General features: G+C 36.1%; 23 protein-coding genes. 12 read left to right on the top strand and 11 right to left on the bottom strand.

The window, feature by feature from the left end; all coding sequences use genetic code 11:
• Positions 1–36: 36 nt before the first annotated feature.
• Together JO178_RS00205 and JO178_RS00200 are read left to right on the top strand one after the other, a co-directional pair.
• Positions 37–996 (top strand): glycosyltransferase family 2 protein, encoded by a 960-nt coding sequence (locus tag JO178_RS00205; RefSeq protein WP_291930228.1) that lies wholly within the window; start codon positions 37–39, stop codon positions 994–996.
• A 135-nt stretch (positions 997–1,131) separates the two neighbouring features.
• Positions 1,132–2,073 carry a glycosyltransferase family 2 protein gene (locus JO178_RS00200; protein WP_291930226.1) on the top strand — a complete coding sequence of 314 codons (942 nt, stop codon included), beginning with the start codon at positions 1,132–1,134 and terminating at the stop codon, positions 2,071–2,073.
• Here the strand turns inward: JO178_RS00200 and JO178_RS00195 are convergent.
• From JO178_RS00195 to JO178_RS00180, 4 genes are all read right to left on the bottom strand, one after another.
• A complete protein-coding gene (locus JO178_RS00195) occupies positions 2,065–2,985 on the bottom strand; it encodes a hypothetical protein (protein WP_291930224.1) in 921 nt (306 codons plus the stop codon). The two genes, JO178_RS00200 and JO178_RS00195, sit on opposite strands and share 9 nt — an antisense overlap.
• Position 2,986: 1 nt before the next feature.
• On the bottom strand, positions 2,987–4,420 hold the full coding sequence (locus JO178_RS00190; protein WP_291930222.1) for an MBOAT family O-acyltransferase: 1,434 nt from the start codon (positions 4,418–4,420) through the stop codon (positions 2,987–2,989).
• A 135-nt stretch (positions 4,421–4,555) separates the two neighbouring features.
• Positions 4,556–5,578, bottom strand: a complete 1,023-nt coding sequence (locus JO178_RS00185) for an acyltransferase (protein ID WP_291930220.1) — start codon at positions 5,576–5,578, stop codon at positions 4,556–4,558.
• A gap of 102 nt (positions 5,579–5,680) precedes the next feature.
• On the bottom strand, positions 5,681–6,451 hold the full coding sequence (locus JO178_RS00180; RefSeq protein ID WP_291930218.1) for a class I SAM-dependent methyltransferase: 771 nt from the start codon (positions 6,449–6,451) through the stop codon (positions 5,681–5,683).
• 97 nt (positions 6,452–6,548) lie between these two features.
• Here JO178_RS00180 and JO178_RS00175 point away from each other — a divergent pair, with 97 nt between their 5' ends.
• From JO178_RS00175 to JO178_RS00165, 3 genes are read left to right on the top strand one after another with little or no spacing between them, the layout of a single operon-like run.
• Entirely contained in the window at positions 6,549–7,091 is a 543-nt protein-coding gene (locus tag JO178_RS00175; RefSeq protein ID WP_291930216.1) for an acyltransferase, read from the top strand.
• 26 nt (positions 7,092–7,117) lie between these two features.
• The gene (locus JO178_RS00170; protein ID WP_291930214.1) at positions 7,118–7,957 is read left to right on the top strand and encodes a glycosyltransferase; all 840 of its coding nucleotides are present in this window, start codon (positions 7,118–7,120) and stop codon (positions 7,955–7,957) included.
• Entirely contained in the window at positions 7,957–9,123 is a 1,167-nt protein-coding gene (locus JO178_RS00165; protein ID WP_291930212.1) for a glycosyltransferase, read from the top strand. Before JO178_RS00170 ends, JO178_RS00165 begins: the two co-directional genes overlap by 1 nt.
• 89 nt (positions 9,124–9,212) lie before the next feature.
• Here JO178_RS00165 and JO178_RS00160 read toward each other — a convergent pair whose 3' ends face one another.
• A complete protein-coding gene (locus tag JO178_RS00160) occupies positions 9,213–9,446 on the bottom strand; it encodes a phosphopantetheine-binding protein (protein WP_291930210.1) in 234 nt (77 codons plus the stop codon).
• A 25-nt stretch (positions 9,447–9,471) separates the two neighbouring features.
• Entirely contained in the window at positions 9,472–10,446 is a 975-nt protein-coding gene (locus JO178_RS00155) for a ketoacyl-ACP synthase III (RefSeq protein WP_291930208.1), read from the bottom strand.
• 40 nt (positions 10,447–10,486) lie between these two features.
• Here JO178_RS00155 and JO178_RS00150 point away from each other — a divergent pair, with 40 nt between their 5' ends.
• The 7 genes from JO178_RS00150 to JO178_RS00120 all read left to right on the top strand — a co-directional run bounded on the left by JO178_RS00150 (position 10,487) and on the right by JO178_RS00120 (position 16,534).
• Entirely contained in the window at positions 10,487–11,050 is a 564-nt protein-coding gene (locus JO178_RS00150) for an acyltransferase (protein ID WP_291930206.1), read from the top strand.
• A complete protein-coding gene (locus JO178_RS00145) occupies positions 11,051–12,202 on the top strand; it encodes a glycosyltransferase (protein ID WP_291930204.1) in 1,152 nt (383 codons plus the stop codon).
• 11 nt (positions 12,203–12,213) lie between these two features.
• Positions 12,214–12,768 carry a serine acetyltransferase gene (locus JO178_RS00140; protein ID WP_291930202.1) on the top strand — a complete coding sequence of 185 codons (555 nt, stop codon included), beginning with the start codon at positions 12,214–12,216 and terminating at the stop codon, positions 12,766–12,768.
• 333 nt (positions 12,769–13,101) lie between these two features.
• Positions 13,102–13,770, top strand: coding sequence for a carbonic anhydrase (locus tag JO178_RS00135; RefSeq protein WP_291930200.1), 669 nt, complete (start codon positions 13,102–13,104; stop codon positions 13,768–13,770).
• Between the two features lie 23 nt (positions 13,771–13,793).
• Positions 13,794–14,093, top strand: coding sequence for a hypothetical protein (locus tag JO178_RS00130; protein ID WP_291930198.1), 300 nt, complete (start codon positions 13,794–13,796; stop codon positions 14,091–14,093).
• Between the two features lie 157 nt (positions 14,094–14,250).
• Positions 14,251–15,843, top strand: a complete 1,593-nt coding sequence (locus JO178_RS00125; RefSeq protein ID WP_291930196.1) for a SulP family inorganic anion transporter — start codon at positions 14,251–14,253, stop codon at positions 15,841–15,843.
• A 55-nt stretch (positions 15,844–15,898) separates the two neighbouring features.
• Positions 15,899–16,534 (top strand): carbonic anhydrase, encoded by a 636-nt coding sequence (locus tag JO178_RS00120; RefSeq protein WP_291930194.1) that lies wholly within the window; start codon positions 15,899–15,901, stop codon positions 16,532–16,534.
• An 81-nt stretch (positions 16,535–16,615) separates the two neighbouring features.
• Here the strand turns inward: JO178_RS00120 and pth are convergent, their stop codons facing one another.
• The 5 genes from pth to JO178_RS00095 all read right to left on the bottom strand — a co-directional run bounded on the left by pth (position 16,616) and on the right by JO178_RS00095 (position 20,863).
• Positions 16,616–17,179: an aminoacyl-tRNA hydrolase gene (gene pth / locus JO178_RS00115; RefSeq protein ID WP_291930192.1), complete on the bottom strand. Its 564-nt coding sequence runs from the start codon at positions 17,177–17,179 to the stop codon at positions 16,616–16,618.
• Between the two features lie 84 nt (positions 17,180–17,263).
• On the bottom strand, positions 17,264–18,223 hold the full coding sequence (locus tag JO178_RS00110; protein WP_291930190.1) for a hypothetical protein: 960 nt from the start codon (positions 18,221–18,223) through the stop codon (positions 17,264–17,266).
• A 62-nt stretch (positions 18,224–18,285) separates the two neighbouring features.
• Complete coding sequence (locus tag JO178_RS00105) at positions 18,286–19,149, bottom strand: hypothetical protein (RefSeq protein ID WP_291930188.1); 864 nt, start codon at positions 19,147–19,149, stop codon at positions 18,286–18,288.
• A 149-nt stretch (positions 19,150–19,298) separates the two neighbouring features.
• A complete protein-coding gene (locus JO178_RS00100; RefSeq protein ID WP_291930186.1) occupies positions 19,299–20,036 on the bottom strand; it encodes a hypothetical protein in 738 nt (245 codons plus the stop codon).
• Positions 20,037–20,044: 8 nt separating this feature from the next.
• Positions 20,045–20,863 (bottom strand): hypothetical protein, encoded by an 819-nt coding sequence (locus JO178_RS00095; RefSeq protein WP_291930184.1) that lies wholly within the window; start codon positions 20,861–20,863, stop codon positions 20,045–20,047.
• Positions 20,864–20,865 lie beyond the last annotated feature (2 nt).

Here is a 20,865-nt window from a genome sequence, read left to right as displayed (position 1 = left end):
ATTTCGTTTTTGAAATGGTACTAAATTAAACACTCAATGTATTGTCAAGGTGAAATGAAGATCTCAGTAATTATTCCTGTTTATAATGCCGAAAAATATGTCCTTCAGGCAGTGGAATCTGCTCTTCAGTTTGATGAAGTTTATGAAGTGATTCTTATTGAAGACCAGTCTCCGGATAATGCACTACAGGTATGCCGGAAGATTGCCGAAAAATATGAGCGTGTAAAACTTTATCAGCATCCTGATAAAAAAAACCACGGAGCAAGCCCAAGTAGGAATTTAGGAATCGCAAAATCAACCGGCGATTTTATTGCATTCCTGGATGCCGATGACTATTACCTTCCCAACCGCTTTGATTCAGAAAAAAAACTTTTCAAAAATCCTGAAGTAGAAGGCGTTTATGGAGCACTGGGAGTCCATTATTACTCTGAAAAAGCAAGAGAACAATACTATCATTTATTTAAAGACAGACTCACCACGGTGTATAAAACCTACCATCCGAAAGATGTTTTTCCGGGACAACTTCATATGTTAGGTACTTTTGGCCATTTCAGTATTGATACCCTGACCATACGCAGAGAAGCTTTGCTAAGGAAACTTAATCCCTTATTCAAATCTCATCTGAAACTCCACGAAGACACAGAATTCCAGATTCGACTGTCTTATTATCTTAATCTTTATCCGGGAATCATAGATAAAGCAATTGCCATGCGCGGTGTTCATGAAGAGAACCGAATAACAAAAATAAGCCCTCGTAAAACAGATGCTTCCGTTTCAAGAGCATTGCTTTGGAAGGAGCTCGCATACTGGTATAAAAGCGAAAAAGATACCTCCGAAGAAATACAGATCCATATCAACAGGATGCTTCGAAGCTTTGAAATTGCCAAAGCTCCGACTGTAAAAAAATGGGGCATGATTCTTAAATACCTGTTTACAGATTATCAGAGTATAAGATCCGGTCTTTATAATATTAACTTTAGGGAATCGCTGATCTGACAGTTAAGATATAAGTATCAGTCTATAAAAAACAACTGTATTTCCGCTTTTTTTAATTGGTTTTTAAGGTGCAAGTCTTTATATTTGATTATCTTGCAGTCATTATCCCAAACAAATGATCAAAAAAGGCAATTAATGAAAATCTCAGTAATAGTTCCCGTTTATAATGCCGAAAAATTTGTAACTCAGGCCGTAGAATCTGCGCTTCAGTTTGATGAAGTATATGAGGTCATCCTGATTGAAGACAAATCCCCGGACAATGCCTTACAGGTATGTGAACAACTTGTTGAAAAATACAACAGAGTAAAATTATACCAACATCCTGACAAAGGAAACCACGGGGCGGGCCCTACCCGAAATCTGGGAATAGAAAAATCCACAGGTGATTTCATTGCTTTTCTGGATGCCGATGACTATTATCTTCCGAACAGATTCGATGCAGAAAAAGAACTTTTTAAAGACCCGAAGGTAGAAGGCGTTTATGGCGCTCTGGGCGTTCATTATTACTCTGAAAAAGCAAAAGAACAATATTATCCCGTATTCGGAGATAAATTGACTACTGTTTACAAAAAACATAATCCAAAAGAGGTTTTTCCCGGCCAGATTTATATGTTGGGAGCTTTTGGTTTATTCAGTATTGATGCGTTAACCATCAGAAAAGACGCGCTGATCCGGAAAATGAATCCCCTGTTTAAATCCAGCTTAAGGCTTCATCAGGATACGGAATTTCTATTCCGTCTGTCTTTTTATCTTGATCTGTACCCAGGAATACTGGATAAAGCTGTTGGGGTAAGAGGCGTGCATGAAAACAACAGAATCACCATGGTAGATTCTAAAAAAATAAACCCGGCTACCACCAGAATTCTTTTATGGAAAGAAGTAGATGACTGGGCCAAAAATGAAGAGACAATACCGGATAATGTAAAACTTCATATCAACAGAATTTACAGAAGTTTCCAAATTGCTAATGCACCCGTACCTAAAAAATGGGGCATGATTCTGAAAAATCTGCTGTCTGACTACCAGAGTATCCGTTCAGGAATTTACAATATCAATTTCAGAAACACCCTATTTTAGTTTTTTCGCATCAATAGAATCTGCAATTCTGGAAGTAAGAATTTTACCGGATTCTTTGTACATATGATTTCCGTCAGTATATCTGTAATCTTCAGAATTTTTTGAAAAATCAAAGAATTTTACATTCTGTTTACGGGAAATATCCTGTAAGCGTTTACTAAATTGAGGAAATTTTTTATTTTCAATCGCCATAATAGGAGAAGAAGTCGGAACCCGAACCAGATAAACAGTTCCTTTGGTTCTAAGATAATTAATGATCTCATCAAAGGCCCTCAGACGCTCTTGTGACAACTCGACCTGTGTTGCAATTTTTTCATAAAATATAACCTTTTGCCTGGTTCTGGCCTGAACAGAATCCTGATGCATATCCACACTAATTTCCATCCATCCGTCTTTGTGAAGAAATGAATTTGATTTTCCAACAGCCGCTTCCCTTTCGGTATAGATTTTAAACCAGCTTCTTGTATAATGTTTTAACAGGTACTCATAATTTGGAGACCGGTCATAAGTATACACATCATTGAGGGGGGAATGATATTCCGGAAATTCCTTAATATTTTTAACGTTTTTATCCAATGATAAACTCCACGGATTAACAGTCAAAATGAAAATTCCGTTTTTAGTCTCCGGATCTAATTTTCTTTTTAAAGCCTTAAGATAAACATCTCCATAAGGTGACTGAACAATATTTAAAGAGAAATTATCAAATTCTCTGGAAAGTTTTTTCTTTAAAACTCCGGGTACAATTCCCTGCGATCCCCGGGAATCTCCTAAAATAATATTCTGTGGCTTTTTAACGGCAAAATGCATATAATTATCATCTGTATTTCCATCAGCAAAGCTTCCCAATACACCGAATACAATAACTATTGCAACAAAATAAGGTACTATTTTTATTAAAAACTTTTTCATGCTAAAACTGAAAATAAATAAATTCATTATTCCCGAAATTGGCGTAACGGAGAATGATATAAATAATGATTAAATAAAAACTGCGTCGTATCCACGGGCTGAATCTCTTTATTTCCAGCCCGTGGAATTTATCCCTGTTAATCCATTCCACGATAAGCATACATCCGATCAATGCTATTATTTTTATAGGTAACGGATGGGATATTATAATAAGGTCTTTACTACAGATTCTCTTTATATATTCAAATGCCTGAGTTACCGAGGCAGCCCGGAAAAAAATCCATGCAATACAGGTGATCAGGAAAGTAATAAAAATCTGAAAACATTCTTTAAAAGTAGGGAACAATTTTCCCTGTGCAGCAACTTCCATGTTCTGACGATTTTTATTCATAATCAGAAGGGGCATAAAATAGAGTGCATTAAGCCCTCCCCAAATAATAAAAGTCCAATTGGCTCCATGCCAGAATCCGGAAACCAGAAAAATAATAAATGTATTCCTGATCTTCATAAAAAGGCCGCCTTTACTTCCTCCTAACGGAATATAAAGGTAATCTCTGAACCATGATGAAAGTGAGATATGCCATCTTCTCCAGAATTCAGCAATATCTCTTGAAAAGTATGGAAAAGCAAAGTTTTTCAGAAGCTCTATCCCAAACAACCGGGAAACACCTAATGCAATATCCGAATATCCTGAAAAGTCACCATAAATCTGAAAAGCAAACAATACCACTCCGATGACAAGATTTCCCGGACTTTCGGTCTGATAATTAGTAAAAATGTCATTCACTAAAGGCGCACAGTTATCGGCAATCACCATTTTTTTGAAAAATCCCCAAAGAATCTGACGCATTCCGTCAACAGCCTGTTCATAATGAAATACTCTTTTTTTCTGTATCTGAGGCAGCAAATGAGTTGCTCGTTCTATAGGGCCTGCTACCAACAATGGGAAATAACTTACAAATACAGCATAATCTGTAAAATTCCGTTCTGCTTTGATTCTTTTTTTAAATACATCTATTACATAAGAAAGCCCATGGAATGTATAAAAAGAAATCCCTACCGGAAGGATAACCCTGAGAAGCCAGACATTGACTTTGAATCCGAATCCTCCAAGAAGGTCGGCAAAACTTCCTATAAAAAAGTTGTAATATTTAAAAAATCCCAGAAAGCCAAGATTGATAACAATGCTTAAAGTAAGCCAGAATTTAGCCTCATTTTTATTCTTACTATTCTCAATCTTAATCCCAGAAAAAAAATCCAGCCCAATTGAAAACATCAGTAAAAACAAAAATCTCCAGTCCCAGCAGGCATAAAAATAAAAACTTGCCAGCAGCAGCAGTCTGTTCTGATGTTGAAATTTTTTATTGAAAACAAACCAATACAGGCAGAATACAATGGGTAAAAAAATAAGAAATCCTATAGAATTAAATAACATATTACCTTGTTAGAAGTTATTAATATTTAAACACTTCCCATAAAGCAATGAAACTTCTTTTCGATGCTATTTCTTTGGGAACAAAGTTTATTTCGATCATTTTGAGTGTTTTAAATTACACAAAAATAAATATTCTCAGCTAATTTTTATTTTTTTAAGATAATCTCTTGACGGCTTTTCAATAAACTGATAAAACAATACTGAAGTGATGATAAGCACTACCATATAAATCCCGAACATGCCATTACTATCAAGATGATATTTTTTCAGCATCTCTCTTAAAATGTACAAAACCGGAATATGCGTAATATAGACCGCATAACTTGCTTCTCCAAGATATTCCAAAGGTTTCAATGAAAATAACTTTGTCAGTCTTCCTTTATTTCTTGATATTAACACAATGAGCGGAATAAACAGCAACGCCATCAATCCGTTATGGTAAAAAAGAGGGAGAAAAACCAGAGATAACAGAACCAGCCCGAAAATAATCATTATCGGAAGATCATAATTTTTCCGTTGATGATTTTTCACAAAAAACAAACCTGCCAGATTTCCTGCCAGAAATTCATTGATATGCATCAGTGGGAAATAATAAAGCAATTCGTGGCTTTCCGTATGAGGCCCCTTATAATATGATGAACCTGCGTACAGGTTGCAAAATATCTGGGTAACGATCCAGATAAAAACAGTACCCCCCCAAATATTTTTATTTCCTTTAGAATAAAAATAATTATACAGTAAGGGAAAGATCAGATAGAATAAAAACTCTACCGAAATAGACCATCCCGGAAAGTTGAGAATCATTGCTTCTCCCGGAATCCAGCTTTGCAGTCCGAATAAATACAGAAACCCTTTATAGAAACTAAATCCTGAATATTTTGTGACCAGATAAAGCAAAAGCCCTACTACATACAGAGGATAGATCCGTGCAAATCTGTTTTTATAATAATCAAAATAGGCAATTTTTTCTTTCCTGTGATAAGCTACAATCATAATAAAGCCGGAAAGAATGAAAAAATAACTAACGCCAACATTCGCTTTCAGAAAGATATTTGAAATGTAATCTATTTTATATAGAAACATATCTTTATTGAAATGGGAAATGACAATAGCCATAGCCGCAAGAAACCTGGTAAATGTAATCTGTGGAATTTTCATAAAAACTGTTTAAACAGCTGTATTGTAAGTTTTATTTACACTTTTCGGTATCCGGTAGCTTCTCACTATTTCCCAACAATTGATCGTCTGTATTTCAAAAAATTATTTAATAAAAACACCAATGTATTTCCCCTCGTACTCTACAACGGTTGTCTCAATAGCATTTTTTTCACAAAAGTCCTGATAAGCAGAATTATCTCCAATATCATCACTGATAAAAACGCCTCCCTTTCTCAGGTGCTTATACAATTCATCATAGGCCCAGATTCTTCCGTTATAGCTTTTATCTGAGTCATAGTGCAGAACATCAAAAACAGGATTTTCAGCAAATATTTTGGGTAATGATTCTTTATCTGCATATCGGAAAAGTTTCCACCCTGTTCTTAATTCTTCAGGAACAACATATCCCACATACTGATCACCATCTTGTGCAAGATAAGGCATATCTGAGCTGTACAGTATCCCTTCTCTTTTTGTTAAGGATAAAAGTGATGCAAGGGAAGACCATCCATACGCAACTCCGGTTTCCACTACATTTCCGGCATTGGTAAACTCACAGGCATAATACAGAAGCTCTAACGCGCCGGGGCCTCCCATTTTAACAGGACAGTTCTCTTCTTTCTGTGCAGCATTGGCTAATACTTCCTGATAGTTTTTGCGAAAAGCATCCATTTCCAACCCGAAAAGCCCAGAAATAGCTTCTTTTTGTGTTATTGCTCTTTCAGCCGCCCAGGAATGTGTTTTTTCTTTTCCTTTAAAAGCATTACCTCTGTTGACGGTATTTTTAATAATTTTCCGGCCCAGTTCCGGATAAAGATCGGGTCTTTTCAGATACCCTATAAATGTTTTGAGAACTCTTGCTATTTCACTCACTGTGTTGGCTTTAATACAGCAAAAGTAAAGATTTTTTTTTTCATTTATCGAAAACAGATTATATTTGTCTAACTCAAATGAAAAAAAAGTTACTCCTATGCTTTACAGTTTTTTAGAAAAGGTTCAAAGGAAAAAGCAGCTCTCTCTGCTTAAAAAACATCCTCATGTTATTTCTCATAATATAAGATTGGGAATAGGAACTCATTTTATGTTTCATAAGAATCTGAAAAAAGTGAGCATCGGCCCCTCAGCAGACTTCAGAAACTATGTTTCAATCGTAGTTTTAGAAAATGCATTATTAGAGATAGGAACTGATTTTTTCATGAATAATTTTTGCTCGATTAATTGTCTGGAACATATATCTATAGGAAACAACACCTTATTTGGTGAAAATGTAAAGCTTTATGACCACAATCATGTATATGAAGCTTCTCCTGAATTTAAAGTATATCCTTCAAAATTTACGAAAGCTCCTATAAAAATAGGTAATAATTGCTGGCTGGGTAGCAATGTGACAGTACTGAAAGGAGTAACCATCGGCGATAACTGTATTATCGGCGCAGGATGTACGATCTATCAGGATGTCCTTCCCAATACTCAGGTGATCAACAAACAGGAATTAATCCACAATACTCTTTAAACTAAAAACAGGAATCAAACTAAAACATGAAGTTTTCCGTACTCATTGCACATTATAACAATTCTATGTTATTCAGGGATTGTTATGACTCTCTCCTTTCACAAACCTACAAAAACTGGGAAGCAGTTATCCTGGATGATGCCTCTTCAGAAGAGGAAAAAGAACAACTCAAAGCGATGATAGCGGGAGATGACAGATTCAGATTCTTTGAGAATGAAAAAAATTATGGTGTAGGAGTTACCAAAAGCAGACTCATAGAACTGGCTACAGGAGAAATCTGTGGTTTTGTAGATCCCGATGACGCTATTCTTCCTACTGCAATAGCATCAGCAGTGCAAGTCTTTCAAGAGAGAAAAACTGTGGTACTTGCCTACTCACGTTTTATGACCTGTGATAAAGATCTTAACCCTATAGCGCCCTTTAAATCTGCGATGCAGGTAAGAAACAGAGACCCTTATTTTTTCAATTATCCAATACAGATCAGTCATTTTGTAACTTTCAGAAAAAACATATATGAGCAAACTGAAAAAATAAACACAGATCTGAAAATTTCAGAAGATCAGGATCTCTATTTAAAACTGTATGAAAAGGGAAATGTCTGTTTTATCAATGAAACCAACTATCTGTACAGAACTCATGCCGGAGGAATTTCACAAAATGATAATAAAGGAAAATCTTACGACTATTTTGCCCAGGTAGTTTTTGAAAGCATGAAAAGAAGGGACATTAAAAGCATCAATGGGAAAAAAGTTCCGGAAACGTATTCGGACCAAAAGGAAATTTTTGCTCTTCTGGAATATCAAAACAAAGCTCCATATAGGATAAAGAAAAAAATCTTCATTACTTTACAGAAACTTTTCAGATAATGAAGGAAAATAAAAAAATAAAAGTTCTCTTCAGACACCGTTCTATGGAAATGGGAGGGGTGGAAAAAGTAATATTAAGTATGCTTAATCATCTTAATCCTGAAAAATTCGACATTACAATTTGTCTGAATCTGAATCAGGGAGAACTTCGGGATGAATTTCCTAAGCATATCAAAAAAGTATACCTTGTAGAGGGCAAAGAAAGCCTTTCCCAAAATCCCCTGATCCATAAACTTCAGTTAATCAGGAGAAGGCTAAAACTTTCTCGTGCTTTAAAAGATCATCAGGTCTCGGATCGTATATTAGGGAACAGAAAGTTTGATATTGAGATCGCTCCTACATATGCCGCTTTTTCATCAGTAACCAATTCCAGTAATACAGGATCAAAAAAAATAGGCTGGTTTCACTCAGAAATTAATTTACCGGCATTACAGCCCTTAGTTCCGGATATCCTTGAGAATTTTCCCAAATTCGATCATATGATCTATTGTTCTCAAAAGATCAAGGATATGATGCATCGTTACTATCCTGATTTAAAATATCCGGTGGAAAGCGTAGTCATCAATGCCATTCCGATTGAAGAAATAAAAAAGAAAGCACAGGAAAAAATTGAAGAACTTCCGCCGGGACCTGTTTTTGTTTCCGTAGGAAGGCTGCATCACAGAAAGGGATACCATAAACTTATTGATGCACACAAAAAACTTATCAACGAAGGATTCCATCACAGTATTATCATTCTCGGGAATGGAGAGGAAATGAAAAACCTCACGGAGCAGATCCAGACCAGCCAGGTTCAGAAGACCTTTATTTTAGCAGGGAATAAAATGAATCCTTATCCGTACATGAAAAATGCGGATTATTTTATCCTTCCTTCCGAATCTGAAGCATGGCCTCTTGTTATTGCCGAAGCTCTGATTCTGCAAAAACCTATTATAGCAACTGATACCGGTGATGTGGGAATGATGATCAAAGACCGGGAAACCGGATATCTTATCAACTATGAAACGAATGAAATGTATAATGCCATGAAAACATTTCTGACCAATCCGGAACTGATTGCTAAAATCCGGAAAAACCTTGAAACCATTGAAGATCAGTTTGACAATCAAAAAATCTTCAATGAAGTAGAACAGATTATTGAAAATCTTTATAAAGACAAACAATAAATCAGACCATGTATCTGTCGAAATATGAAATACAAAAATGGTGATCTTTTCAGGTCATCATTTTATTTTTTCAATGAAGCTGATGGATATTAATCTTCAAAATTCTCTTTTCCGATAATTTCAACAATATCAGACACCTTTTCAATATCTTTAAACTGATCACTGTCAATTTTTTTGTCAAAGTTTTCGTCTACAAAAGCAATTACAGAAAGTAGACTGATTGAATCATAATTTTCTAAATCTTTCAGTCTTGTATCTAAGGTCAATACTTGGTTTTCCTCTAGCTCTTCTTGCAGTTTTTCTAAAAAAATGGAAGTTTTCATATATTTTTATTTTGTGATTTGATATTTAAATTTCCAAGACGGTTGCACCCCAGGAATATCCGACTCCGAAACCAGCCAGCAACACTTTGTCCCCCTCTTTTAAAACCCCATTATTCATCATATTTTTCAATGCAATAGGCAGGGTTGCAGAAACTGTATTTCCTGTATTTTCCATGTCAATATAAAATTTCTCCATCGGGATTTTAATCTTTTTCCGCAGATAATTCAATATAAATGAATTGGCCTGATGAAAAACAAAATGATCAACATCCTCTATTTTCAACCCATTGACTGCCAAAGTTTCATTTACCAATCCCGGGATATTTTCTATTGTAAAATTAAAAATTTCAGGCCCGTCCATATAAAGATTTTCAGGACTGAATTCATTTTTGGGGTTTGCTTCATTTTTTTTTCTGAAAGCCCCTTTTTGTACCATAAGATTTTCAGCACCACTTCCGTCTGTTCCCAGACAGAATTGATAATCTCTTCCCTTCTCATACGCCTCTACAATCGTTGAAGCAGAAGCATCCCCGAATATACTCCGGTTTCCCTTATCTTTTGGGTGAATATGCTTGGTATAAGTTTCTGAAGTCACCAGCAATATACTTTTGGCAATACCTGCGGCAATTAATCCTTTAGCAAAAGCCAGTCCATAAATGAAACCCGAGCATCCCAAATTGAAATCTACAGCGCCAATATTTTTTCTTAATCCCAGTTTATCCTGTAAAATACACGCTGTGGTCGGCAGAAAATAATCCGGACTTTGGGTACAAAAGAGAATAAAATCTATTTTATTTTTGTCATAATGTTCAAACAACTTTTCTGAGGATTTTACCGCAAGATCAAGAACTGTTTCATTTTCTGAAGCCACATGACGTTGTGTAATCCCTACCTTTTCTTTTATTCTGCCGGAATCCCATTCCGGAAATTCTTTTTCCAGGTCTGCATTCGTAAGAATGGTCTCTGGCAAATAATATTCTATTTTAGAAACTTTTATCATATAAATTCTTTTTCTTTGTAGTACAAACAAATTTAGACACATGATATTTATATATCGTATTATTTTAAAAATTCATACGACCTATCAATACATAATACAGCAAATTTATCTCAAAATAGCTATTTCAAAAGGATTAAAGGTAGGAAAAAATGTTCGTTTTGTGGAAGTTCCCGAATTCGGAACGGAGCCTTTTTTAATTGAAATAGGTGATGAGACTACATTTTCAAACAATGTAAGATTCATCAATCATGACGGAGGATATAATGCCTTGCATTTTTTTGAAAAGTATAAAGATGTCAGAGCATTCGGAAGAATTAAAATTGGCAAACAATGTCTGATCGGTGCTGATACAATAATTATGCTGGGAGTAGAAATGGGAAATAATTGTGTATTAGGCGCAGGTTCTATTCTTACGACTTCAATGCCAGACGGAACAGTATATGCCGGAGTTCCTGCAAGATTTGTATGTACCATCGAAGAATACGGTGATAAGGCATTAAAGAATAATGTCATGTATCCAAGAGAACTGGAGGATGACAGGCCTAAACTGGAAGCTTATATTAAAGAACACCTCCCTTATACATATAAACCTATAAAAAAATAAATGTCTGAAAAAAAGAAAATTCTCATCAGAATTGGTTCCCTGCGTCACGGAGGTGCAGAAAAAGTTTTGGTCAACTTTCTCAAAAACCTTCCGGAAGACAAATATGAAGTAGACTTACTGATCAATCTCTATACAGGAATGTATATTCAGGAAGTTCCCTCCTGGGTAAAACTTCGTTATTTACTGAAAGGAGAAATGATTACCACGAATAAGCCTCACGAAATTCCTGTCAAAATATTCAGGGTCCTATATCAGAAACTATTTTTAAAATTTCCTTCCCTGCTGTATACACATGTTTTAAAAAACAAAAAATATGACGTAGAAATTGCAGCTATTCATGGGATGTACAGGGAAATATTATCCAGTCCGCAGAAAGATTCAAAAAAAATAATCTGGGTTCAGAATGATATTTTTAATCTGAAGGAATATACTCCTGAAGTCATCAGGCAGTTTTTCAAATTCGATAAAATTCTTGTTATTTCTAATAAACTCAAAGAAGAAATGCAAAAGCTTGCCCAAAACGACAAAGAAAAGCAGGCGGTTGTTAAAATCTTTAACCCTATTGACAGGGATGATACTTTACAAAAAGCAGAAGCCGAAATTAATGATTACCCTTTTTCAAAAGATCTGCCCACCTTCGTCACCATCGGGACTGTATACCCTCAGAAAGGCTACGACAGGCTTTTAGATGTTCATAAAAAATTAATGGATGAAGGCCTGAAGCATCAGATCATTATCATCGGTGATGGGTTTGATTTTGATACTATTCAGGCCAAACTTAATCAACTGGGGCTTCAGAATACTGTAAAAATGTTGGGTTTCAGGAGCAATCCTTATCCTTACCTTAAAAAATCTGATTTTTATGTCATGTCATCCAGACATGAAGGATTCCCGACTATTATTGCAGAAGCCTTATTACTCACTAAACCGGTAGTATCTACGGATGTTTCCGGAATCAAAGACCTTCTTCAGGACGGCAAACTCGGTATTATAACCACTAATTCAGAAGACGGGATCTATGAAGGAATGAAGAAATTTCTTACCCATAAAGACCTTGCCACAGCGTATGAAAAGGAGATCGCCAGTGCCGATCTGCCTTTCGTTCTTCAGAAATCAGTAGCACATCTTCAGAAAATCATTGACGAAGTATAAAACATTTTGTTATGCCAGATTACACAGCCATACAGAAAGATTTTTACAGAGAAAGCGGTAAATGGCTTTCTTCTTTTGAAATTTGGAGAAAATGTATGAATCCTAATCTCCATTATATCTATGTATTCAGAAAAGCTCAGAAGTACAAAAAGAAGTCAATCCCGGGATTATTCTGGAGATTTTTTTTAAGACATTATCAGATCAAATATGGATACCAGATTTATCCCGAAACGCAAATCGGAGAAGGACTGTATTTAGGACACTGGGGAGCCTTGGTCATTAATCCTAAGACTAAAATCGGAAAAAACTGCAATATTGCCCAAGGGGTTACCATAGGACAGCAAAACCGAGGCAGATATGAAGGGGTTCCAACCATTGATGATGAAGTATGGATTGGTCCCAATGCTGTTATTGTAGGAAACGTCAGTATAGGAAGCAATGTACTGATTGCGCCTAATGCCTATGTTAATTTTGATGTGCCTGCTCATTCTGTAGTCATGGGAAACCCGGGAAAAATATACCCCAGGGACAATGCGACGGAAGGATATATCAACAATAAAATATAATACTTATGATTCAGCTGCTTTCCGGAAGGCAGCTTTTTAATTCAGAAATTTTAAAAAAATTTTAATCTTCAATTCCGCAATTTTAATTTTTACTTTGTAATTTTATATTGTTTTTTTTAAACGTTTGGATTATCAGACTGAAAACACACCCGCTAAAACAAAGTATATCGGCTGTTTAGGTATGATTTTAAGCATATTTTAATATTAAACTTTGTTAAAAGTAGTTGATTCTTCAGCAAAAAGTATATTTTTGCACAATTATTGATTTAGTCTATTGATTTTGGAAATAATTTAAACGAAATAAATAATTATAAACTCTAAAAATTTAAAATTATGTCACAATCGTACGAAGTTATTTTCGAAAACAACAAAAAATGGGTAGAATCAAAAGTAGCAGAAGACCCGAACTTCTTTAGTGAATTAGCTAAAACTCAGACTCCTGATTATCTGTATATAGGATGTTCAGATAGCAGAGCAACAGCAGAAGAACTGATGGGAGCAAAACCGGGAGAGGTTTTTGTTCACAGAAACATTGCTAATGTTGTTAATACTTTAGACATGAGTTCCACAGCAGTAATTCAATATGCCGTAGAACATCTGAAAGTAAAACACATTATTGTTTGCGGACATTATAACTGTGGTGGAGTAAAAGCTGCGATGACTCCTCAGGATTTGGGTTTATTGAATCCATGGCTGAGAAATATTCGTGATGTTTACAGATTACACCAGGCTGAGCTTGATTCTATTACAGACGAGGACAAACGTTATGACAGGCTTGTGGAACTGAATGTTCAGGAGCAATGTATCAACGTAATCAAAATGGCCTGTGTACAGGAAAGATACCTGTTAGAAGAGTATCCTATTGTTCACGGCTGGGTATTTGACCTTAGAACCGGTAAGATTATTGATTTGGAAATCGATTTTGAGAAAGCTTTAAAAGACATTCAGAAAATCTACAATCTTACAAGTTCCGATTGGGTGATGAGCAGAAAGACAAAATAGTTTTTCAAAAAAAAGAATGTAACATGAAATTCTGGAGTATTATTGTATTGACGATTTTTCTGAATTTTACAGCGCTGCCAAGCATTGCTGCGGTAGCAGGCTGGGATATTCTGAGAACCAATACAATCATCAATGAAGAAGAACCTCATTCTCACCCTACCTCTTTTATTGTTTACGAAAAGACACTTCCAAAAACTTTAGATGTATTCGATTATCTGAAGTTTTCCGAACCTGATTCTCAGGCGATGTCTTTTGTGCTGATCGATGATTCTTTTCATCTGTCACCTTTACTTAGTATATTTTCTCCGCCTCCCGAAGCCTAGTTTTTATAGTTAGATTTTTTTGATACCTATCCCCTGTTATTTTGGGATACCGGATACACACGTATTATAAAAAATTAAAAATTAAAAACTTTTATAGTCGGCTTGTCTACATGTATTTACCTGTATACTTTCCGGTTATACCTCACAGCTTCACATCATGAAAAACAAATCATTAATAGGAGGGATCAAGGAGAACATCCCTTCAGGACTCGTGGTATTTTTAGTGGCCCTTCCACTCTGTTTAGGAATTGCTTTAGCTTCAGGTGCCCCCCCATTATCCGGAATTATTTCGGGAATTGTAGGTGGCCTTGTGGTAGGATTCCTTAGTAATTCGAATATTTCAGTCTCAGGACCTGCTGCAGGCTTAACCGCCATTGTTTTAACTGCGATAACAGATCTTGGTGCTTTTGAACTATTTCTTTGCGCAGGAATCATTGCCGGGCTTATACAATTGATTTTGGGATTTGTAAGAGCAGGAAGTATTTCCAATTACTTTCCCAACAACGTCATTGAAGGAATGCTTGCCGCCATCGGAATTATCATTATTTTAAAACAAATTCCGCATGCTTTAGGATTCGATAAAGATTACGAAGGGCATGAATCTGTTTTTGACAACGGATTAAACTTCGGATATTTCACGGAATTATTCGGTGCTATACATCCCGGAGCTATTATTATTACTTTAGTTTCGGTAGCTGTTCTTATAGCATGGGACAGGGTACACGTACTGAAAAGAATGAAAATGCTTCCCGGAGCCCTGGTTGCAGTTATTGTAAGTATAATTCTAAATCAGTTATTTAAAATGAGCGGAAGTTCCCTTGCAATTGAAACTCAGCATCTGGTCTCCTTACCGGTTCCTAAATCTTTTGATGATTTTAAAAACCTGATCACCACTCCTGATTTCAATGGTTTTACCAATCCTAAAGTATGGATTGTAGGAGCTACGATAGCTATCGTAGCCTCTATTGAAACCCTGCTTTGCATCGAAGCATCAGACCGGTTGGACAGACAGAGAAGAATTACAGACACCAATCTTGAACTTAAAGCTCAGGGAATCGGAAACCTGATCAGCTCATTCATCGGTGGACTTCCCATGACTTCTGTGGTAGTAAGAAGTTCTGCTAATGCGAATGCAGGAGCAACTTCTAAAGCATCCACTATTATTCATGGTATTTTCTTACTGATCTGTGTCCTATCCATTCCGGTTGTACTCAATTTAATTCCTTTGGCTACATTGGCTGCGGTATTAATTTTAGTAGGATATAAGCTGGCAAAGCCAGCCACTTTCAAACATTTCTGGCATTTAGGAAAATTCCAGTTTATTCCTTTTGTAGCAACTGTTGTCGCTGTTGTCGCAACAGATTTGTTAAAAGGCGTTGGAATTGGTCTGGCCATCTCTGTTTTCTATATCCTTCAGGGAAATATGAAGAGAGCCTATTATTTAAGCAGAGAAAAACTGAATGATGCAGATGGGATTACCATCAAGCTGGCCGAGGAGGTTTCCTTTTTAAATAAGGCGGCTATCAAAAAAACACTTAAAAACATAAAACCCAACTCTACAGTCACCATTGATGCAACAAATACGTCTTATATTGCTACCGATGTACTGGAAATGATCCAGGATTTTGCCAATATTCATGCGAAAGAAGCGGATATCAATGTAGAACTGCTGGGCTTTAAAACCTCATACAGAGAATATGCAAGAAGCGAAGATTCCCATATTCTGGTCACTCATAAAAGAGCAATGTAAGCTCTTTATTATCAATAATTTTTTTAACTTTAAATTCGAAAACAATTAAAATCATATGAAAGCACATACATACGAAACTCAATCAACAATTACTCCTGAAAAAGCATTAGAATTTTTAAAAGAAGGCAATCAGAGATTTGTCAACAACCTAAAAGCCAACAGAGATCTTCTGGAACAGGTAAATGCTACCCGTGAGGGACAATGGCCTTTTGCTGTAGTTTTAAGCTGTATAGACAGCCGTACTTCTGCAGAACTTATCTTTGACCAGGGATTGGGTGATGTTTTCAGTATCAGAATCGCAGGTAATTTTGTGAATCAGGATATTCTGGGTTCCATGGAATTCGGATGTAATGTTGCCGGTTCCAAACTTATCGTGGTTTTAGGACATACCAAATGCGGAGCATTAAAAGGAGGTCTTGATGCCGCTCAAATTGAAGGGATGGGAATGGATAACCTAAACCACCTGATCAATCATTTTAACCCGATCATCAATGAGGTGATTGAAGAAAATGAAGAGCGTTCATCAAAGAACAGCTCACTTTTGGAAAGACTTAATCAGCAGAATGTAAAACATGCTATTGAAGATATCCGCAAACAAAGTTCAACATTGAGAAACCTTGAAAGTGAAGGTAAAATTAAAATTGTTGGTGCAAACTATGATGTTGAAACGGGAGCAGTAAGCTGGTTATAAGAATCAACGCGTAAAAATCAATTAAAACGTTATAAGAAATGCCATCGGAGTTCGATGGCATTTCTATATTATACCATCATTTTATTTTCCGTTGAATGCAGACATGGTATTATTCAGTCCTGCAAAAACGAAAGAAAGACTCGCTTTGGTAAATGTTTCAATTCTTTCAGTCAGTTTTTCTGACTCTTCTTCATTCCATGTTCCGAGAACATAATCAACCTGTCTTCCCGCTGCAAAATCAGCAGAAATTCCGAAACGCAGTCTTGTATAATTTTGAGTCTGCAATACTTCATTAATATTTTTAAGACCATTATGCCCTGCATCGGAACCTTTACCTTTCATTCTCAATGTTCCGAAAGGAAGAGCCAGATCATCGGTAATGATCAATACATTCTCTAAAGGAATATTTTCTTTCTGCATCCAGTATCTTACTGCATTACCGGAAAGATTCATATAGGTATCCGGTTTCAGTACAAAAACTTTTCTTCCTTTATGTTTTCCTTCCGCCATCCATCCAAAATTGGCTGTATTAAACGAAGTATCAAGTGTTTCTGCAATTTTTTCTGCAACTTTAAATCCTATATTATGGCGTGTATTCTCGTATTCAGGGCCTTTATTACCTAGCCCGACTATTAAATATTTCATCAGAAATTTTTTGCAAAATTAAGGGATAAAAAATAAAAAACTCAACCTTAGGAAGGTTGAGTTTACATATTATTTAAAATTTTCTTACTGAGGTTTATAAATATAGTTTACTCCATATCCCTTTGTCATATAAGTCTGTGGATCATAAACATAATTTGTACTCTTCACAACAGGGACAGGAACGGGAACTCCAAGATCTGTAAACGACCATCGTTTAGGGTTGTTCGGAGATAAAATAAGACTTTCTTTATCGTTAATATCAGTATTTAAAAGTCTTGAAATTTTATAGGCTGTTGGCAATAATGTGAACGGGCTTACTTCATTATCATAAGCATAATATTCATAGCTGTATTTTGTTACAACAGCTCCATATAAACCTCCTGCCATCGGACCGTAATGTCTTACCACTTTGGAAACGTTATCTCCAAAATAGCTATATCCTGTTCTTGAGAAATCAGTATAAGCGAATGGAGTTCCTGTCACATCCGGACCGGTTCTCATGATAATAGAATCCAGTTTTGCAGTAGCTGCGTTGAATTTAATATTATAAAGTGACTTTGATTTTCTTAAAAGAGTTTGCGGGCCAGGTGCAGTCGCCGGTGGTATCGGCGGAGGTCTTCTGAAAACAGAACGGTTTTCAGAAATAGTTTCCAACTTTCCGTTATTGGCATAGGTAAGAAGTCTTGTAAAAGAAACACTGTCTTTATCTAATTTTCCGTTTCCGTCAAGATCTAAAAAGCCGTTAAAAGTAATCTGGCTTATTTTATCTCCGCTATACATAATATTGGTAACCGAAGCACTGTCTGTAATTACCGTGTTCACAAGAAGTCCGCTGTAACGATATTCTGCTAATGTATCTTTATCCGTAATTTCTCTGTATAATGCTCTTGGCCCGGATAAGCCGCCTGTATTATTCAGATCTAATAATGGATTTCCCTCTTCATCCACTAAATTCTTGCAGGAATGTATTGAGGAAAAGCCTGCTATTAATAAAATAAAATAGAAAAATTGTTTCATTTCCTGATAATTGATTATTTTTTTCACAAATATAATTTTTTTATATAAAATTATATTATTTAGATTTCAATAAGATTAATAATTCCCTATTACAGCGTTTTGTAAGTATAGGTCAGTTTTTGGTTCTTCTCCGCTATCGGATACCCCTCATTATCATAATTATAGCTCTGAATGGTATTAACAGCCGGAGCGGGAGATGGTGGCTGAATATACGTTGAGGTAGGATTATTCGGAGAGACTCTGTAAAAGTTCACCGGATTCATGATACTTCTTATGATAAAAAATGTTTTAGGAAGTGTAGAGAACGGGCTCTTGTAGGAATCATAGTTTTGAAAACTATACATGGTCTGAACAGCTGTACCCATCTCAGGGTCTCCGTTTATATCTAAAATTCCTTTAGAACTGACTACCTTGGAAATATTATTTCCTGAATAGGATAAAACATTTTCTATAAACACATTGTAAGCAGAGATTCCACCGGCTTTTCTTTTTTCAAGAATTTTGGTAAGTTTACCTGTCAGATCATAAGTAAAAGCGTAATCACTTATATAGGACGTTCCATTGGTAGTGCCCGTTGCCGTACAGGAAGCATTGTAAATTCTTCCGTTAATATCCGGAGTCATATCAAACTGATAGGCCATACTGCCCGGTGTCTGGCTGACAAAGTTAATTTTCGTGATCGCTTTGTTCGTATTATAAGTTACCGTTCCTATATAGTAAGCACTGGTATTTTCATCTTTATAGATGGCCTGTTCCAGCACACCTGTCGTGGAGGTAACATACTGTTCCTGAGAAGTACCGTTCATATTGATTTTATCAAGGACTTTCTTTGGCGCAGGCCCTGCATCAGGATTGGGGATAGATTCCGTAGGATCATTTGTTGTATTACATGAAGCCAGCAGACCTAAAAGAGCTGCACCGGCAAACATTTTAAGGAAATAGTTTTTTACCATAGAAATAGTTTTGCACGCCAAATATAATTTAATTTTTAATAACATCGCGCACTTTATTTGTATAAATTCACAACAAATAAAGGATATAACGAAAAAAAATCTAAAAACATAACGTTTTTAGATTCTCCTTTATTATATTTATTACGAAATTAATAAGGCTGCAGTACCGATGTTGTAAGTACCGACTGAGACATATCACCATTTAAATATGTTGTATCAACAGCTCTTCCAATCCCAACGGTGGTATTATTCAAAGCTCTTTTTATACAGGCTACCTTAACAGAATATTTATTTTTGGGGGTAAGATTTGCTAGAGTGGCATTAAGGTTAAAAATCTTATAAGCTCCGGTTTCTCCTAATAAAACATCAGTTCTTACGGCTTTAAGTTTATCATCTACAAAAACGCCGCAAGCGAAACTTGCCGAGTTGGCTCCTGTTTTCTGAACAGTGGTCTGGAAAGAAAATGTAACTTTATTCGTCGCGTTAGTTACGGAAAAGGTATCCGTTGCGCTGGGAAGAACAGTCCAGTTACCCGTTAAGGCATCTCCGTCATAATAAGGGTCTGTTGCTCCGTTTGGGGCAACAAAAGTCACTCCGGTCTGGTCGGCAACAGTATTTATCGAAAACAGAGACATACTTCCCTGTCCGTCTGCAATTTTAATACTTTTCCAGTCATTTGCGATCATTTCCGAATTATTATGAAAAATATCGCCCGCATTCCCTGCAGAACCTTTCAATAAGTCTGTACCTCCTGTTCTCAGCTCTTTTCGTACATCAAGATCTCCGTTTACATCCAGCATATTCGTTGGAGAAGGAGTATTGATACCCACTTGAGCGTTCATAAAAGCCACCAGCAATAGTAATGGTATAAAGAATATTTTTTTCATAATCTGGTTTAGTTTATAATCGGGTTAAATACCTGTGGAACTTCATATACATCCACTTTAAGGGATGATTGTGCGATAAAATCGTTGATATTGGTATACACATTGGTTCCAATCGTCAGTGTTCTCCCGGTTGCTCCATAAGAAGCCAGTCTTGAGCAGGCTACACTTACGGTATGATTCCCCTTGGAAAGATTTTCTACAATTCCAATCTGAGTATGGGTAATAAACGGATAAGAAGTATTGATTGCTTTTAAGTTTCTCTGTCTTAAATTCACCAGTTTATCATCTACAAATATCCCACATGCATAATCTATGGAAGTATCCGGTGAGCCATTCGCCACAAAATCAGCCTGCACCACTGTCTCAAACTGGAAGTAGGCCTTACTCTCTGTACTGAATACACTGATGGTCTGTGACAATCCCGGAATTTTCTTAAATCCGTTCAGAGTACTTACATCTGCTCCTTTAGAGAAAACACTCCCTCTTGAAGTTACCGGTATAGAAGCCTGTTCTGCTGTAGTAAATCTGATTCCGGTTTTATCTGAGAACGAGTTATTAAAAATCAGGTAAAATTTGTTGGGTTCATATTCAGGAATACGAAGTGTCTTCCAGGTAGGAGTGTATCCCAGTCCCTGAGAAACCAACAGCTGGTCGTTATTTCCCTGAGATAAAGAATTATCAGTGGCATCAAACACTGCAATTTTATTTCTGAGGTTAAGATCTCCGTTAACATCAAGTTTTGCTTTCGGAGTATCGGTATTGATTCCCACCTGAGCCGATAACAAAAGCCCCGACGCAAGAAATAAGGTCGATAATAGTTTTTTCATCA

The organism is Chryseobacterium sp. (assembly GCF_019236175.1).
GTDB lineage: Bacteria > Bacteroidota > Bacteroidia > Flavobacteriales > Weeksellaceae > Chryseobacterium.
Note: the sequence above shows the minus strand (reverse complement) of the source record. Positions and strands in the feature narration are given on the sequence as shown.